Below are 18085 nucleotides of genomic sequence, written 5' to 3'. Positions count from 1 at the left end.
CCCAAATAAAAAGGCTTTGAAGAAATCAAAGCCTTTTGTTTTTCAAATACGATGTTTCCTATATTGTTTTAATATCAAATGTTTTAGCAACTGTTTCTAAGACATTTGGAGAAAGAAAAGCAGGTAATGTTGGACCTAACCTTATTCCCTTTACTCCCATATAAAGTAGAGCAAGTAAAACTGCTACAGCTTTTTGTTCGTACCATGCGATGTTATATTCAATCGGAAGTTCATTAATATCGTTTAATCCAAAAGCTTCTTTTAATTTTAGAGCTGTTAATACTAACGAGTAAGAATCATTGCATTGTCCAGCATCTATAACTCTTGGTATTCCATCTATATCTCCTAAATCAAGCATGTTGTATCTGTACTTAGCACATCCTGCTGTAAGAATAACAGTATCTTGTGGAAGTTCTTTTGCAAAATTCGTATAGTAATTTCTTTCTTTGTTTCTTCCGTCACAACCACCCATAACATAGAACTTTGATATTTTTCCAGTTTTCACAGCTTCAACAATTTTGTCTGCTACTTTAACAGTTTGTTCATGCGCAAACCCTATAGTAATCTTTTTTCCTTCCCTTTTTTTAATTGGACCAATTTCTAATGCCTTTTTTATTACTGGTGAAAAATCTTTATGTCCATCATCTTTTCTATTTGGAATATGAGTTACTTCTGGCCAACCAACAAGTCCTGTTGTAAATATTATGTCTTTGTAAGATTCTCTTGGTTTTTGGATACAATTAGTTGTCATGACTATAGCTCCACCGAATTCCTCAAATTCTTGTTGTTGCTTCCACCAAGAGCCCCCGTAATTTCCAACCAAATGATCATATTTTTTTAGTTCTGGATAAGCATTCGCAGGAAGCATCTCACCATGAGTATATACTTTTATTCCTGTACCTTTTGTTTGTTCTAAAATTTCATAAAGGTCCAAAAGATCGTGTCCACTTACTAATATTGCTGGTGCTTCATATGTTCCTGTGTAAACTTCTGTTATTTCTGGATTTCCAAAACGGGAAGTATTTGCTTCATCTAATAAGGCCATAGCATTAACAGCATATTTACCGGTTTCTAAAACCAAATTTGTTAATTCTTCAGCTGTTATATCATCACGCAAACTTTGGGCTAAAGCCTTTTCAATGAAAGCGAGAATATCTTCGTTAGAATTTTTTAATACATACGCATGATCAGTATAAGCTGCAACACCTTTTAATCCAAATAATAGAAAACTCTTTAAAGATCTTATATCTTCGTTTTCTTCTGATAAAATACCAATTTCTTCTGCTTTTTCAAGGTATTCATCTTTTGTTTTCTCTTGAGGAGTCCATATTGCCGCACCAGGTACTTCTTCGTTAAATATTTTCCCATATTTCCTTTTATAAGCTTCTTTAAATTTGTTTTCTATTATATTTCTTTTTTCAAGAGCTTCATTTATATATTCCACAATTCTTTCTTCATCAAAATTGACATTTGTTATAGTTACAAATAATCCTTCTGCTACGTAAAGATCCACATCAAGATCTTCTGTGTTTAATTCTCGAGCCTTAGTTGCCCAATACGATACTCCTTTTAATATATAAATCAATAAATCCTGTAAATTAGAAGTTTCTAATGTTTTTCCACAAATACCAGAAAATACACATCCTTCGTTGTTCAAAGCTTCTTGACACTGATAGCAAAACATTTCCATTGTTGTTTAAGCCTCCTTTGTAAAATTAAATAATACTTACTTTAGAAATTCTAAAATCCTTATTATATATATGTTTTAACACCGATTTTTTTACAAAATACCTTCCTACTTTTAGTCTTTACTAATTCCTAATTTCTTCACCTTTTTTAGTACTTGTATCAAAGAAAGGGAAGAGGGCTGTGTCCTGGACCCATTTTAAATTCAAAAGCTTATTTTTTGAAAATTATCATTTCTAAGGTACCTAAAAATTAAATAATTTATATTTTTAAGTCTTTATCATAGTTAAAATCATTTTAAATTCATTTTTTGCAGTTAATCGATGAGGGTGGTTTGCTGGCATTATGATTGCTTCTCCTTCTTTAACATTATAGAATTTTCCATCTATAATAATTTCTGCCTCGCCATCTAAAACATGAACTAATGCATCATAAGGTGCTGTGTGTTCACTCAATCCTTGTTCTTTAGTAAAAGCAAACAATGTTACTGTTCCCGTTGGCTTATCAATAATAGTTCTACTGACAACATTCCCCTGTTGATAACCAACTAAATCTTTGAGAATAGAAACGTTATTTAATAAAACTTTGTCGATTTCTTTATTAGGCATATATTTATCCCCTTTTGTATTTCTAGTTTAATTCAAGTATAATAAATATGAATGCTTTTTTCAGTAACATATGTTACACATATTCATTAGGAATTTTAGGGAGGCAAGAAATATGGACAGAGTCATCGATAAAATAAGTAAAATAAATATTTTTTCAAATTTTACTAAAGGTGAATTACTTAAAATATTTGATAATATACCTTATTCGGTAAAAGAATATTCAAAAGGAACTTTAATAAGAAATTCTGGAGAAAGGGTAGAAGAGTTTATGATATTGGTCAATGGTGAAGTGATTACAGAAATGATCGATTTTAATGGAAAATCTTTAGAAATTGAAAGAGTAAAAGCACCTGATATCTTAGCCTCTGCTTTACTTTTTGCAAAAGAAAATTACTTACCCGTAGATGTAATAGCAGCCACCAATGTAATTTTAATTTATATTGAAAAGAAATATTTGATTAAATCTTTCAAAGAAAACTCTGATTTTTTATTGTCTTTTTTAGAAGACGTTGGAGAAAAATTCAATTATGTAACGGAAAAATTACGAATAACTTCTTTTCATACTATAAGGGAAAAAATCACAATGTATCTTTTAAATTTATATAATAAACAAAATAAACCTAAAGAGATTACAATTCCTCTCACAATGGATGAACTTGCCAGTTTGTTTGGCGTAGCTAGACCTTCTTTATCAAGAGTTATTTCAGAAATGCAAAAGGAAGGTTTATTTGAAAAGAAAGGAGATAAAGTGATTTTAAATAATTTAAAGAAACCAATATGATATAATAAAGAATTAGAAAGCACAGGTATTTTAAAAAATGAAACTTTCTGAAAATAATCTTTTGAATTTAAAATGGGTTCAGGGCACAACCCTCTCCCCCTTTCTTGGCTACAAGTACCTAAAAAAGTTAAAAGAGTTAAATGTGGACTTTAGAAATTATAATTTTTTAGAAATAAGCATTTGAATTTAAAATGGGTCCAAGGCACAGCCCTCTCCCCTTCCTTGGCTACAAGTACCAAAAAAGTTAAAAAAATTCCGAGTTAGTAAGGATTAGAATTAGGAAAAATTTTAGAATTTCTAAAGTGAGTAAAATAAAAAGTATTGAAGGAGGTTAAATAGATGGAGATCTTTTTAGACACAGCGAATATTGAAGAAATTAGAAAAGGAGTAGATTGGGGAATAGTAGATGGAGTTACAACAAATCCTACCTTAGTTTCAAAAGAAAACGCAATTTTCGAAGAAAGAATAAAAGAAATTTGTGAAGTAGTTCAAGGACCTGTAAGTGCTGAAGTTGTATCTACTAAATATGAAGGAATGGTAAAAGAAGCCGAAGCATTAGCAAAATTAAGTGAATTTGTTGTTGTAAAAATACCTCTGATTCCTGATGGAATAAAGGCAATCAAAACACTATCAAAAAAAGGAATACAAACAAATGCGACTCTCGTTTTTAGCCCTTTACAAGCATTACTTGCAGCGAAAGCAGGAGCAACATACGTTAGTCCATTTATCGGAAGAATGGATGATATAGGCAACACTGGCATGACAATAGTTGGGGAAATAATGGAAATTTTTGACAATTATGGATACAACACTAAAGTAATAGTTGCAAGTGTAAGGCATCCTCAACACGTTTTAGAAGCAGGGTTGATCGGAGCACATGTAGTAACAATGCCGTTTGATGTATTGGAAAAGATGTTCAAACATCCTATGACAGATATAGGACTTGAAAGATTTTTACAAGATTGGAAAAAATATCAAGATTACATGGCTAATAAAAAATAAAATTAAAGCTCGCAACTCAACGCGGGCTTTTTTGTTTTATTATTTTCTAAAGTATTAAAAACAAGGTAACAACTAAATATCCTACTAAAGAAAAAATAATTGGAATCATTATTTTTTTAATTACTGAGAAAATAGTGACACCAAAGTATTTTGAAGTAAGTAAAAGGCATAAATGAACGGGGGAAATCAAAACACCTACCACGGAAAAGAAATAAGTTGTAATTGCAACAGGCATTAAAGGAATAATGCCTGCTTCAACAAAAGACAAAGCAATAGGCATAGTTACGGCAAATCCTGCCTGAGTTATTCCGGTAATCAAGCCAATAACTATTGGAGATAATATTATAATCCACCAAGGGCTTACACCGAAGGCTGTTAGGTTATCAACGAAATCGTTAGACAAATTAGAAGCAGATATAAAATTTTTGTACCAAAACACAAACAAAAGTAAAGCGATCGTTTCCCATCTTATATTTAGAAAATCTTTATAATTTTTATGATAAACACAATAAAGTGTAGATACTAATAGCACTACAAACCAGCCAGGAATAGAAATAATGACTCCTACTATGATTATCAAAATAGGGAAGACTGATTTAATAGCTTGCTTCCACAACGTTTTGTCGCTCTTCCATCTTATCTTTCCATTTTTGAAATAAATCCATCCTCCAATTATTGCAAACAATCCTATTGGTAATTGAATTATCAATAATTTTGTTAACGTTATTCCAGTCAAAGCACTTTCTAACAATAAAGCAGGATATAATATCCAAAAAAACTCCATACTACGTCTGAACCAATAATTCATAGCAGTAACTTCTATTCTATTTAAATTATTTTCATCTGCAATATCTTTAACCATAGGTGCAGTAAACATGGCTCCACCAGGCGTTGGTAGTAAGCCTAATAACATAGGCATTAATCCAATTGCTTGCTTAGGAGTAAACAAGTATTTTATACTATTTGCAAAACTTTGAGAATTTCCGCTTGCTTTCATTGTATCTGATAGTAAATAAATTCCGTATATTACGATAATTATTTCATAAAAATCTTTTTGAGTTAAAGTTTGCAAAAAACTTTTTCCAATATATTCTAAATTCAAAGAAACTAAGGCAGTAACTATGGTAGCTATTAATATAGCCCAATGCACTTTTTTAATCAATTTTATAGATATTACCATACTAATTAATCCAGAAAAAATAGCTACAACAGCCACTTTAACACCTCTAAAATATAGTTATAATAAAAGTTAGTCTTCCTTACTTATCGTTTAGTATTTATTATATCATTATTAACCTTAAATAAAATTATACTCTATCTAAGTTCATATGAAAATTATTTTTTAAATATTCTTTATTATTTCCGATTATTAACGATTAAAGTCATTTAATTTGAAATTTCTAATTTAATCTATTATTTTCTATATTTTGCATTTTGGAAAACTTATGCTATAATCGAATAAAAAAGTATGCAATCGATTTTATTTAAATTAATATAATTTAGTAAAAATCATAAATTTTTTTATGAAATCGAATACAAGGAGAAATAAAATTGAAGAACAATGAATTTAAAGTTCGATATGATGAAATAGCAAAATTAGCGGGTGTTTCCAAAAGTACCGTCTCTAGGGTTTTTAATCATCCTGAAAAAGTTTCGGAGGCTACTAAACAAATTATTTATGATGTTGTTAACAAACTTAACTTTCGTCCTAATGTAGTTGCAAGAAGTTTGAGACTAAAAAAAACAAATACAATTGGAATGGTAATCCCAGATATTACCAACTCTTTTTTTTCTGAGCTAGTAAAAGGAGTTCAAATAAAAGCTCATAAAAATAATTATACGATTTTTATAGGTAATTCTCTTGAAAATGACGATATGGAAAATGAAATTATTCAAGGATTTTTAAGTCGTAAAGTTGATGGATTAATAATAGTTACTACTTCAACATTTCCAAAATATTTAAATGAGTTAAATATCCCCACAATTTTTGTTGATAGATTGATTAGTGATGATTCATTTCCTCAAATTACTAGTGATAATGAAAAAGGAGGTTATATAGGGTTAAAATATTTAATTTCAAAAAGAAGAAAAAATATATTAGTTGTTCATGGCCCACTAAAATTCACTAATATTCCAAAAAGATTAGAAGGTTGTAAAAAAGCTTGTGAAGAATATAATAGACTAAATCCTCATGAAAAAGTAACTATGGATACCTATGAGCTTTCAAAAGTTTCGATTAATGCAGGTGAATATGCAGGTACTCTCATTTTAAAAAACATTGATAAATATGACGCAATATTTGCTTTAAGTGATCTTCTTGCTTTAGGAATTCTTAAAAAAATTAAAAAATATATAAAAATAGGCCAGGAAATATCGCTGTTAGGATATGATGATATTAAAGAAGACAGGTTTGTTGATCCAGAATTAAGCACTATTCGTCAAGATAAATTTGGAATGGGAAAAATTGCTTTTGACTTCGTTTTTAGTATGTTAAAAGGGGAAAAATTAATAAAAAATAAAATTTTTTTATCGGTCAAAGTGGTAGAAAGAATGAGCTCTTAAAATAAGTGGAGGTGGTAATATGTGCGTTGTGTAGTTTTTAGATTTTAAGAAGTAAGTTAAATTGTATGTCTTGGAATTTCTAAACTGAGTATTACTATTATACGAGGAGGAATGTAAAATGAAAAAAACTGTTTTAATGATAGTGTTACTAACGATTAGTTTTTCCCTATTTGCATGGAATGCTTTAGAAGGAACCGAAACTGTTGTAGCAGAAAAACCATACAAAATTGCTGCTCTGTTGAAAACTTTACAAAATCCATTTTGGGTTAGTATGAGAGATGGCCTTATGGAAGAAGCTGAAAGGCAAGGGATTACGCTTGATGTTTATGCTGCTCAAACTGAGAGTGACATTGCTGGTCAATTAGCTATTATGGAATCTATCGTTCAAAAAGATTATGATGCAATACTTTTTGCTCCTATAACTCCTACTAACCTTATTCCAGCTATCGTTAAAGCAAATAAAAAGGGTATTGTAGTTGCTAATTTAGATGCAGCAATAGATACCAAAAAACTAAATGAAGCAGGTGGAAATATTGTTGGCTTTGTTTCGACTAATAATTATAACGTGGGAAAAATGGCTGCGGAATACATAGCAAATTTAATAAAAGACGGTGAAGTAGCTGTAATAGAGGGAATATCAGGAGAAGTATCCAGCGAAAACAGAAAAAATGGGTTTTTAGATGGTATAAAAAATTATCCGAATATTAAAGTTGTTTCTGTACAACCGGCTAATTGGGATAGGCTAAAAGCTTTAGATGTTGCAACAAATATGCTAACAGCCTTTCCCAATTTAAAAGCTATATATGCATGCAATGATACTATGGCTTTAGGAGCTTCCCAAGCTGTGATTAATTCAGGAAAAAGCGGAAAAATTCATGTTGTTGGAACTGATGGAATCCCAGAAGCAGTAGAAGCAGTTAAAAATGGAAGAATAAGTGCAACTATAGCTCAAGATCCTGCAGGGATTGGCATTGCTACGTTGAGAACAGCTATATTTACTCTAAATGCTATGGATGGAGAAGTTCCAGCGCAATTAATTACAAAATAATTTTTTATTCTTTCAATGGGAGGTTTCAATCTCCCATTGAATAAGATAAAAATAAAATATTATTTATTATACTAAGATATCTCTTTAGAGAAGAAAATTTTGAAAATCTATGATTTATATTGATTCTGAGATGAAGTGTACTTTTTTTCATGACTACAAGTATCAAATACATTACAAAAAAACACAGTTAATCAAAATTAGACACCTACTTTAGAAACGAATAAAACAGAGACTAACTTGAAGTTAAAAAAGTAAAATAGAGGATAAAAATGACTAAAATTCGAGTTAAGAAGTATTTTAAAAAAAATTTAAAACTAAAATATTAATAAAACCTCGATTTAAAATTTTTAAAGATAAAGATAGTGACAATAATGATTTAGGAGGACTTTTATGGGAAATAATATAATTTTGAAAGCAGTTAATATTACAAAAATATTCCCAGGTGTAACGGCCTTAAATAATGTTAATTTTGATATTAGAGAAGGTGAAATTCATTCGTTGGTTGGAGAAAATGGTTCCGGCAAGTCTACCCTTATAAAAATAATTAGCGGTGTTTATCAACCTACTTCCGGAGAAATTTACATAAGTGGCCAAAAAGTTGATCATTTAAATCCTATAAAAGCTAAAGAATTAGGTATATCAGTTGTTCATCAAGAATTAAGCCTTATCAACACTCAATCTGTGGTAGAAAGTTTTTATTACCCGCAAATAACTTTAAGTAATGGATTTTTGAATTGGAAAAAGATGAAACGTGATATTTCACAGTTTTTAAAAGATTTAAATATTGAAATTAATATTGAAGAAAAAGTTGGCCGTTTACCAATAGGGAAAAAGCAATTATTAGAAATTGCAAGGGCTGTCTATTACAATTCTAAAGTTATTTTGTTAGACGAACCGACTTCTTCTTTAAGTGAAAATGAAATATGGAAACTTTTCGAAATAATATCAAAACTAAAAACTAAACAAGTCTCTATAGTTTACATATCTCATAAAATAAATGAAGTATTAGAAATTTCAGATAGAATTACTGTCTTAAAAGATGGTAGGATTACTAATCAAATGAAAAAGGAAGAAGCATCTGTTGAAAAAATCATCTCAAGTATGGTCGGAAAAACATTAAATTTTAAGTATTCTAACCCTGAAGAACTTCAAAAAATAAAAAATAGTAGACCTCACTTTAAAGATAAAAAAATTTTATTAAAATTCGAAAATATAAGTAATAAAAAAGATCTTAAAAACATTTCTTTAGAAGTTAGGAAAGGAGAGATTCATGGATTCTTTGGTGTAATAGGATCTGGAAGAACAGAGACAATAAAGTCTGTCTTAGGAATTAATGACTTAAAATCAGGAAAGATAATTTTTGAAGACAAGGAAGTGAGATTTAGATCTCCTTATTCTGCTTTAAAAAATGGAATAGCATATGCAACTGAAAACAGAAGAGAAGAAGGGCTAATATTCACTTTTGATTTTAAAAGTAATATCTCTTTAGTTAAATTCAATAAAGAAGATAGAAAATTTATTGATTTTAACTTAGAAAAAAGTTTAGCAAATGAAGCGATAAAAAAGTTTGAAATTAAAATACCTTCTGTATCATCTGGAGTTAGAGAATTAAGTGGAGGAAATCAACAAAAAGTTGTCATCAGTAAATATTTTTTATCTCATCCAAAATTATTAATTCTTGATGAGCCTACTAAAGGAATAGATGTAGGCGCAAAAGAAGAAATATATAGGTTTATTTTTGATTTAGCTAATTCGGGTATAACAGTTATTCTAATTTCTTCTGAATTGCCAGAAATTATGATGCTATGTGATAGAGTAACAATATTTAAATCTGGAAAAACTATTTCCACCTTTAATCTTAACGAAGTCACTGAGGAGGACATTTTAAAAAGTGCTACTGCATAAAATCTAACATGGAGGGAAAAAAATGGAAAGTTCAAAAAAAGAGCAAGAAACAAAAATCTTTGACTTTTCCAAATTTTGGGAAAAATTTGGAACTTTAAGCATTCTTTTATTTTTAATTATATTATTTTCATTAATGTCACCATTTTTTTTCACTTGGAGTAACTTAACACAAATAATAGTTCAATCGTCAATTTTTATGCTTATAGGTATGGGTGAGTTATTTGCAATATTAACTGCAGGAATAGATTTATCAGTAGGTTCAATTTTAGCTCTAACAGGTGTAGTTACAGCAAAGCTAATGGTAACAGGTATACCTATATGGCTATCTATAATTATTGGAATATTTGTTGGAGCTTTATTGGGTGCTATAAATGGTTTATTAGTTGCCCTTACTGGTTTACACCCTTTTATAATCACATTAGGAACAATGAATATTTATAGAGGATTAACGTTAGTTCTAACGGATGCTAGACCCATTTTTAATTATCCCTATGAATATAACTTGATTTTTTCGGGATCTTTTTATGGAATCCCAAATATTTTAATTATAGTAGCTGTAACAGCCCTTATATTTGCTGTATTTACAAAGTATACAACTTGGGCTCGAAATATTTATGCTTTAGGCGGAAATAAAGAAGCGGCTTGGTTAAGTGGAACGCGAATTAAGTTAACTACAATTTTAGCTTTTACGCTATCTGGTCTTTTAAGTGGAATAGCTGGATTAGCAATGATAGCAAGGGTTGGGGCTGCAGAACCTCTTTCGGGATCAGGATATGAATTATTTGCCATTGCTTCTACCGTTATAGGAGGTACAAGCTTTTTTGGAGGAGTGGGAAATGTAGTAGGAACTTTACTAGGAGCGTTAGTTATTGGAGTTATAAATAACGCTTTAAATATTTTTAATGTTCCTACATTTTATCAACAAATTCTTACAGGCTTAATAATTGTATCTACTGTTTATGCGAATAAAGTTTTAATAAGAAGAGGTGAATAATAATGTCTTTACTTTTTTCTGCTTCAGTTATGTGCATGGATTTTTCTAATTTGAGTAATCAACTAAAAGAGATAGAAGAAATAGGAATAAATCGCTTACATTATGACATTATGGATGGGAAATTTGTACCTAACATTACTTTAGGCTTTGATATGATCAAAGATATTACCAAGATAAGTACTTTGCCTATAGATGTTCATCTTATGATAGAAAATCCCTCAAAATTTATAAATATTCTTAAAAATTATCAAGTAGATTCAATTACATTTCACGTTGAAAATACTATTAATGAAGCTTTTAGAATTGTAGAACTAATTCATAATAATAATATTAAAGCTGGAATTGCTCTTTCTCCTTTAACTCCTATTACATTAATAGAACTTATTTTAGGAAGATTAGATTTTATAACCATTATGACTGTAGACCCCGGCTTTGCTGGCCAACAGTTTATTCCAGAAACTTTGAAAAAAATTGATTTTTTAAGAAATGTAAAAGAAAAGAATAATTATAGTTATTCCATAATGATTGATGGTTCTGTAAATCTTAAAACACTCCCAACAATAATGAAACATTTGCCTGATATCTTAATCTTAGGTAATTCTGGATTATTTGGTAATCCTGAAGGTTTAAAAGCCACTTTTTATAAAATAACTAATATACCAGAGGTGAAAAATAACTATGGAGCTAAATAATTTTTTTTCTTTTTTTGATTGGAAATATTTGCAATTAGAAGCCCCAACTGATATATACATAAAGAAAATGAGTGAAATAAAGGAACATTTTTTAGATCAAAAGACAGTTTCTTTTATTCTAAAGCAAAATAAAGACCCTATCTTATATAAAGTTGAAAAATTTGAACCTGAAAAAAAACCAGGTGATTTGGTTTTTAGCATGACAACAATTTTTCCAGGCACAATAGGAAAAGAATTTTATTTTACTCAAGGACATTATCATCAAAATAATTATGCCGAATATTATATTTGTATAAAGGGAGAAGGTTTATTATTACTTAAAGATAATGAAAAAGAAGAAATTTATAATTTTTATGCTGGTAGTATTGTTCATATTAAACCTAATTTCGCTCATAGAGTAGTAAATATTAAAAATGAAACTTTAAAATTTTTATCTGTTTATCCGATAGATGCCGGTTTTAACTACCAAAAAGTTTTACAAGAAGGTGGATTTTCAACAAAAGTCTTAAAAAAAGATAATAGTGACAAATATGAACTTATAGGAGGATCTATTAATGTCAGTAATTATCTTTGACATTGGTGGCACAAAAATTGCTTATGGTATCGTCACTGAAAAACATGAAGTTCAAAATTTTAATATCATAGCAACTAAAAATGTTTACTCAAATATTTTAAGTTTTGTAGTTAATGTTATCCGCGATTTATCTTTTGAAAACGCAGATTTAAAAGGCATTGCTATAGGTATACCCGGAACTATAGATTATCAAAGCAATAAAATAATATCTTGTCCAAATTTAAAAGTTCTTAATAACATAAATTTATCAGAATTAATTTATCAAAAAACAGGTTTCCCCACATTAGTAAGTAGAGATGTAAATTTTAGTATTTTAGCTGAACATGCCTTAGGGGCAGTTAAAGATATAAGGAATGTATTAGGAATATTTATAGGCACAGGATTAGGAGCAAGCTTACTAATCAACGGTAAAATTTTTTTAGGAAGTCACGGAGTTGCTTCTGAATTGGGACATATTTATTATCCTAAAGGTCAAAAAGAAATTTGTGAATGTGGAAATATAGACTGTGTAGAACTTTATGCCTCTGGAAAAAGTTTGGAAAAGCGAGCAAAAATGTTTAAAGAAAAATTTAATAAGAATCTTTCTCAGGATAATTATTTTACTTTTTTTGATGAGAATTGGAAAAAAGAAGTTGATTCATTTATAGAAGCTCTTAGTTTTAGTATTTCAACATTTGTTAATATTATAGATCCAGAAGTAGTATTAATTGGAGGTGGGGTATCTCAAGCAAACGGTTTTCCATGGAACGAGCTTTTAGAAAAAACTATGCAAAAAATAAGAAAACCTTTACCTTATGAAAGAATTAAGTTTAGAAAAGCTGAATTGACTTACCGAGAGAATCTTATTGGAGGATATGTTTATTTTAAAGACGAACTTTTTAATCAGATAGAAGGTAAATAATTAATTCATCTACTTTACTCCCATAACACCACCGTACGTACCGTTCGGTATACGGCGGTTCAATAGAGTTAATGGACTGATGAATATTGTAGGCTGATTGATGGCAGTCCTGATTTCTTAAGATATTTATTGGTAAGGGCCTTCGCAAGGATTGGGCTACCTGCAATTCGCCAGTAGCTCTTCCTTGTGTTGGCATATTCCCAAGCCTTTGGGTTCGGTATGCCAAGGGATACAAGGTTATCGTGTTTTGTTTTGATTCTTTTCCACTGTTTCCAAAAGCACATCCGTACCCTTCTTCTTACCCACATATCCAATGTTTTGGCAATTCTGCCCATATCCGCAATGCCAAAGTAATTTACCCATCCTACAATGATTTGTTTTAACTTTTCCATTTTCTGGCTTATACTCATAGCATTGCTTCTACCGGTTATTTGCTTGAGTTTCTGCTTGAATTTGGCAACGGATTTGGGGTGGACTCTTACTCCAATCCCATCTTACTTTTGGTAGAAAGAAAACCCAAGATATTTTCTTATTCAACCAACATACGATAGTTTAAAACCTCACCCCCTGTGCTATCAGATATTTTCGAATCTCTGTTTTGTCTCGGTAATACTCTTCTATCAATTTCAGGTACTCTTTGATCAAGGTTACTCCCTTTTCTAAACTCCTGGCCATCAAATGTGTCGGTATGTTGTACAGATACAGTATCAGCACCGATTCAAACGTTCCTACATAGTTATCCACCGCTTTCGGTGAGTGATGTGTTATCCTTGCTATCTCCTTCACCGAGTAACCTTCCAAATGTAACCTGACTATGATATCTTTGTGAGTCATGCTTCTTCCCGCATCTAATATCGTACCTGGTGTCGGTACCACTATGTTGTGTTCGTTTTGGAATGTTCGTATCAGTTCTGATATCCTTGTTGAACTTATTTGAAATATCCATTGCAGTTCCATCATCGTCAACAGTCCATTCTGTTTGTAAGCCTCAAAACATACCCGTATTATTCGCTTTTTTAAAAGGTTCAAAGCTTCGGGGACGTTTGTAGGTATCCTTTTCATCTCTTCCTGTGTTAATACGGTTATTACCACGGGGGCTAACCTTCTAAATCGTGTCGCAACCTCTTGGGATAGGTACGCCCTGACATGCGTTACCAGTAATACCATCTCACCACTTTTCAGACTTTCCGTTCTTGGACAACACAGGTTACGTAACAGAATCACATCTTCAACTAGATGTTTGGACACGTTTTTACCTAGCCCCGTTTCTTCACTCACCATTTTGATTAACCTTTGATTCACTCTTTCAGGTGCCGATATGTCAGGTGTCTCCATTCTTTCTTTCGGTTGTTTTGGATTGATTTTACGTATGAACTCGTCCCATCTTTTACTATCCGTTTCATCAAAATTGTTCGGTTGTTTTTTCAACCCTTCCGTGTACGTTGTTGGTCCGCTTCTCTTCGCATAACTCCATGGGTTAATTATCCTCATCATCTCTTCTTTACTTACCGCCACATCGATTTCTTCGGTCTTTTCCATGATTTCCTTCTCAATCAACCTTCTACAATCGTTGAAGGTTTCTCCTTCGTATATAGGTTCTAGATAACTGGGTTTGAAAAGAGGTAACGTGATTTGTTTTTTTCCTTTTTTAAGATACATCTCAAAAGGTTTAACCCTACTTATTCCTACCGCTTTTTCCGCCTTGGTTATCTCTTCGTTTATCCGTTTAACTAACATGGTGGCTATCCGTGATTCTTTTCCGAAATCGTATCTCCTTGCCAGATACTGTACCTGGTAATTTTCAACCGTTCTTTCTTCTAAAGGTCCATATATCTCTCGCCTGTTAACCATCTTAAAGACTTCCTTTTTTTTTATCCCCCTGGTTTCGGTAAAATATCTGTTCTAAATGGTGGTATCTAAAGGCGTATTCGGGAGCCGCATACCGATTTATCAATTCTATGTAACTGTCTATTAGTTTTTTTGATCGTTTCGTTATTTTCCTTATCATCGCTGGTGGCATCCCTTTTTTCGTCAGCATCCATACCGTTGCAAACTCTTTTATGTAATCTTCTATCGCTTCGTAGGAATGTCCCGTCTTGTTCACTATCTCTGTTTCTGTATACATTTGCATGTACAGACTTATTATTTCTTTTTTGTGTGCGATCCCTCGACCTATGTCACATTCGCTTCCCCTCAATGGAATCACTATCTTGGGATTGGATTTGACCATCCTTCTTAAAGATTCAACGTTTATCCCCATTAGATAAGATAAGTCTGCATACGTTAGGTATCCTCCGCTTTTTTTGGCTTGGATAGTGTACCTCAATATCCTTTCAAATTTTATTTCTCGTAACCTGTTCAAATCACGGTTGTTTTCCGTTTCTCCCATCTCTTCGTCGTTTATGTAATCTATCGTTACACCTATGAGTTTGCATTCTTTTAGTGCTTTACCTGCAGGTTCCCCTGCCGCTACCGCCCAGTAGATTACTTGGTTATCTTTCCTTTGGTTTTTCAACTTTTCTTTTATCTCTTCTACCAATTCAACTACCGCTCTTGTCTTTATCGGCGAGAAGTTGAAATCTTGTGTCAGTACTTTTTTTAAACTTTGAATATCATTGGGTTTTTCTTCGTAATCAGGATATTTGGAGACGAACCTTTTTATATCCTTTTTCGGTATCTCTTTTGCTACTTCAATCCATTGTTTTTTTTCTTCGTCATTTCTAAGCTGTCCCTTTTTAACTACCGTTGCAAATTCAGCGAGTATTTCTTTGAATTTTGTATCTGACATACCCACTTCTTTTCTTGCTTTTATTGTATCTTTTTTCGAGAAGTACCTCTTTAGTAACCACGTCGAACAGTACATCCCTTTTTTCTCCCTTTCTTTTGCACTTAACCCCCTTGTCGGAACGCACAATCCCATACTTCTCAACTTTTGGAGTCTCCCCCTCAGAGATGTTGGGGTTATGTTTAATATATAACTTATCTGTTTTGATGAGATTAGCGAGTCTTGTTTTTCACTTTCTTCTATCAGCCTTATTATCCTGTTCAACTGCATAGCACTTATTCCAAACTCTATCTCTACTTCTAAATCGTCTATATGAAACGGTGTGACTTTTATCCTTTTACCTTTTTTGGTTAGATAACCTCTTGCAAACGACTCTTTCGTTTCTGCACCTTTTATTATTATTTGGTTAGGATTGCGGATTTCTACATCTTGCGATACGTATTCAACCAGTATCTTCGATAATAACTCAGACTCTATCTCACTTAATCCTAAATTTCCCCTCAACTCTCCCCTTATTTGGTTCTCAAGCGTCTTATTCTCGGCACAACTAACCTGGTATTTGAGCTTTTGCCTGTACTCTTTACTTCCCCCCATAGTTAGCCCTCCTCAAATTTGGATAAATCGATTATACCATACACTCATCTATATCTCGATATGAGGTATCCTTTCCCTTGAAGAGGACCTCTGACTTCACATATCTCGTCTATCAATTCGCATAATCACCCCTCATAGAGATTGGAGAAAAATGAAAGAAATGGTAAAATAAAATAAGGGGTGAGAATATGAAAAAGAAAATGGGTTCAAAAGTACAAAAAATCTAATTATGATGATTCTGTGTTTAAAACCAAAAAAGGAAGAACTAAGTCTATGATTTCTGATTACTCAAAGATTCCTCCGATCATTTATGAATCAGCCGGAATAATTAGGTCTGATGATTCCAACAATTCTAATGATTCTGCTTATCTTAAAAGGAAACTCAATTATTATGAAAAGATACTTCTTGAAAAAGAATTACAGTTAAGAATAGTGCAAGATGAAGTAGAACTTTTAAAAAAAAATATGAACCACAAGTGAATTATACAGATATTGGTAAATTGATTCTTATTATTAAATACAAAAATTATGGTGTTTGCCTGAGTTATCTTCTGGATTATTTTCATATGAGTTCAAGCTCTTTTTACTTCAAAACAAGGTTGTTCTTTGTTGTTGAGACTATCAAGGCTAAACCAAAACAAAAAAGATTCGTAGGGTTCTCTTATACTATCAATGGTCAAATTGTTGAGGATGAACGTATTAAAAAGATTATAATTTCAATTTATTCTAATAATAATCCAAACGATCCAACTTTTTACTTTAAATCTCTTGGAGATAAGAAGTTATCTGTAGTCTTTAAGAACCAACTTGGAATAATTGTTAACCACAAAAAGATTTACAGATTAAGAAAAGAACTAGGCTTTGTTAGAGCTTACAGAAACCATTTCAAACATCCAAAGAAAAGGCCAAATAATCATGAAATAGATGCTCCCAATAGATTCTGGGAAGGAGACATTAAATTTATTCCTACAACGAAAGATGGCTTTGTTCCCATACTGGATATTATTGATGCTTTTGATAAGACGATAGTTTCTTCACAGATAGGACACTCAAGTAAATCAAAAGATTTTATCAAAGCTGTTTACAACGGTATTTCATACAGAAAAGCTGACCCTAAAAAACTCATAATAAGAACAGACAATGGCCCTCAATTCAAATCAAAAGCAACTAAATCATTTATGGATGAAATGGAAATAACTCATGAGTTTGGATACAAGAACAATCCTAATTCACAAGCATTCATTGAATCACACCATTCAAGCCTTGAAAGAGAGTTTGTTCAACTGAATTCTTTTGAAAATATTGAAGATGTTTTTCAAGCTTACAACGCATATATGTTCTTTTATCATAACTTAAGACCACATGGTTCTTTGAATTATATGACACCGAGTGAATTTAGTAGAATCTTTTCTGATGATAATAATTGTTTTAATTCCAAAACCATTTTTGTGAAAAAGTAAGATTTCTTTATTTATTCTCCAATAACAGGGGGTGAGGCCGATTCGTCTGCTCCTTCTATCTTTTCCCACTCTTTGATATTTTCTTTTATCTCTTTGTACCTCTTTTCTTCATACTTTCCTAGACTCCACAGTACCCTTTGCTTTACACTTCCTTTTTCCCGGTAACTTTCAACTATATTCATATACCTGTTGTTGCCTGATTTGTTAGTTCTAACGAACATCTCTTCTCTTTAAACCATCATATATATACAATCCTGACTTTGACAGTTACATGAATGTAATATTCTTAAAATAGGCATGAATATTTGAAAAGATTCGATTTTGCCTTTTCTTTTTTTATTGAAAGTGTCATCACATCGTGTGTTTTTCCTTTGTTTATCAGCGTTTTAATCTTTCCCTTGGCTTTGTTTCGCTCTAACTGTTTTACCTCCTTAGGGTTTCACTGCATCTTTAGCTTGGTCTCAAACTCTTGGGACGGTGTTATTATCTTTGG

Annotated in this window: 18 protein-coding genes; 11 read left to right on the top strand and 7 right to left on the bottom strand. The window is 31.4% G+C overall.

All coding sequences use genetic code 11. The annotated features are described in order from the left end of the window. Window positions 1-58 precede the first annotated feature (58 nt). On the bottom strand, window positions 59-1690 hold the full coding sequence (hcp, locus tag X924_RS01520) for a hydroxylamine reductase (RefSeq protein ID WP_199172605.1): 1632 nt from the start codon (window positions 1688-1690) through the stop codon (window positions 59-61). A gap of 265 nt (window positions 1691-1955) precedes the next feature. Continuing rightward, on the bottom strand, window positions 1956-2294 hold the full coding sequence (locus tag X924_RS01515) for a cupin domain-containing protein (RefSeq protein WP_121957189.1): 339 nt from the start codon (window positions 2292-2294) through the stop codon (window positions 1956-1958). A gap of 112 nt (window positions 2295-2406) precedes the next feature. Here X924_RS01515 and X924_RS01510 point away from each other — a divergent pair, with 112 nt between their 5' ends. Beyond that, the gene (locus X924_RS01510; protein ID WP_158245273.1) at window positions 2407-3075 is read left to right on the top strand and encodes a Crp/Fnr family transcriptional regulator; all 669 of its coding nucleotides are present in this window, start codon (window positions 2407-2409) and stop codon (window positions 3073-3075) included. Window positions 3076-3414: 339 nt separating this feature from the next. Next, window positions 3415-4077, top strand: a complete 663-nt coding sequence (gene fsa, locus X924_RS01505) for a fructose-6-phosphate aldolase (protein WP_121957187.1) — start codon at window positions 3415-3417, stop codon at window positions 4075-4077. Window positions 4078-4123: 46 nt separating this feature from the next. Here fsa and X924_RS01500 read toward each other — a convergent pair whose 3' ends face one another. After that, window positions 4124-5293, bottom strand: a complete 1170-nt coding sequence (locus tag X924_RS01500; protein WP_121957186.1) for a DUF401 family protein — start codon at window positions 5291-5293, stop codon at window positions 4124-4126. Between the two features lie 335 nt (window positions 5294-5628). Between X924_RS01500 and X924_RS01495 the strand changes: the two genes are divergently transcribed. The 7 genes from X924_RS01495 to X924_RS01465 all read left to right on the top strand — a co-directional run bounded on the left by X924_RS01495 (window position 5629) and on the right by X924_RS01465 (window position 12753). Continuing rightward, complete coding sequence (locus X924_RS01495; RefSeq protein ID WP_121957185.1) at window positions 5629-6639, top strand: LacI family DNA-binding transcriptional regulator; 1011 nt, start codon at window positions 5629-5631, stop codon at window positions 6637-6639. A gap of 118 nt (window positions 6640-6757) precedes the next feature. After that, entirely contained in the window at window positions 6758-7687 is a 930-nt protein-coding gene (locus X924_RS01490) for a substrate-binding domain-containing protein (protein ID WP_121957184.1), read from the top strand. A 390-nt stretch (window positions 7688-8077) separates the two neighbouring features. Further along, window positions 8078-9592 carry a sugar ABC transporter ATP-binding protein gene (locus tag X924_RS01485; RefSeq protein WP_121957183.1) on the top strand — a complete coding sequence of 505 codons (1515 nt, stop codon included), beginning with the start codon at window positions 8078-8080 and terminating at the stop codon, window positions 9590-9592. A gap of 22 nt (window positions 9593-9614) precedes the next feature. Further along, window positions 9615-10586 carry an allose ABC transporter gene (locus tag X924_RS01480; protein WP_121957182.1) on the top strand — a complete coding sequence of 324 codons (972 nt, stop codon included), beginning with the start codon at window positions 9615-9617 and terminating at the stop codon, window positions 10584-10586. A 2-nt stretch (window positions 10587-10588) separates the two neighbouring features. Next, a complete protein-coding gene (locus X924_RS01475) occupies window positions 10589-11278 on the top strand; it encodes a ribulose-phosphate 3-epimerase (RefSeq protein WP_121957181.1) in 690 nt (229 codons plus the stop codon). Beyond that, a complete protein-coding gene (locus X924_RS01470; protein WP_121957180.1) occupies window positions 11265-11852 on the top strand; it encodes a glucose-6-phosphate isomerase family protein in 588 nt (195 codons plus the stop codon). The genes X924_RS01475 and X924_RS01470 overlap by 14 nt, the downstream gene beginning before the upstream one ends. Beyond that, on the top strand, window positions 11833-12753 hold the full coding sequence (locus X924_RS01465; protein ID WP_121957179.1) for an ROK family protein: 921 nt from the start codon (window positions 11833-11835) through the stop codon (window positions 12751-12753). The genes X924_RS01470 and X924_RS01465 overlap by 20 nt, the downstream gene beginning before the upstream one ends. A gap of 68 nt (window positions 12754-12821) precedes the next feature. Here the strand turns inward: X924_RS01465 and X924_RS01460 are convergent, their stop codons facing one another. The 3 genes from X924_RS01460 to X924_RS01450 form a co-directional block, all read right to left on the bottom strand. Continuing rightward, window positions 12822-13241, bottom strand: a complete 420-nt coding sequence (locus X924_RS01460) for a group II intron maturase-specific domain-containing protein (RefSeq protein ID WP_199172613.1) — start codon at window positions 13239-13241, stop codon at window positions 12822-12824. A 64-nt stretch (window positions 13242-13305) separates the two neighbouring features. Continuing rightward, complete coding sequence (locus X924_RS01455) at window positions 13306-14604, bottom strand: DUF1670 domain-containing protein (protein WP_121957178.1); 1299 nt, start codon at window positions 14602-14604, stop codon at window positions 13306-13308. A 1-nt stretch (window position 14605) separates the two neighbouring features. Continuing rightward, the gene (locus tag X924_RS01450; RefSeq protein ID WP_121957177.1) at window positions 14606-16132 is read right to left on the bottom strand and encodes a DUF1670 domain-containing protein; all 1527 of its coding nucleotides are present in this window, start codon (window positions 16130-16132) and stop codon (window positions 14606-14608) included. Between the two features lie 273 nt (window positions 16133-16405). On the opposite strand from X924_RS01450, the gene X924_RS01445 reads away from it, so the two are divergent. Together X924_RS01445 and X924_RS01440 are read left to right on the top strand one after the other, a co-directional pair. Continuing rightward, window positions 16406-16612, top strand: coding sequence for a hypothetical protein (locus X924_RS01445; RefSeq protein WP_121957176.1), 207 nt, complete (start codon window positions 16406-16408; stop codon window positions 16610-16612). Further along, window positions 16609-17592, top strand: coding sequence for an IS3 family transposase (locus X924_RS01440; protein WP_255397994.1), 984 nt, complete (start codon window positions 16609-16611; stop codon window positions 17590-17592). Before X924_RS01445 ends, X924_RS01440 begins: the two co-directional genes overlap by 4 nt. An 11-nt stretch (window positions 17593-17603) precedes the next feature. On the opposite strand, the gene X924_RS01435 is transcribed toward X924_RS01440, so the two are convergent. After that, window positions 17604-17813 carry a hypothetical protein gene (locus X924_RS01435; protein WP_121957174.1) on the bottom strand — a complete coding sequence of 70 codons (210 nt, stop codon included), beginning with the start codon at window positions 17811-17813 and terminating at the stop codon, window positions 17604-17606. Between the last annotated feature and the right edge of the window lie 272 nt (window positions 17814-18085).

The sequence above is a fragment of the Petrotoga sp. 9PWA.NaAc.5.4 genome (genome assembly GCF_002895485.1).
GTDB lineage: Bacteria > Thermotogota > Thermotogae > Petrotogales > Petrotogaceae > AZRK01.
Note: the sequence above shows the minus strand (reverse complement) of the source record. Positions and strands in the feature narration are given on the sequence as shown.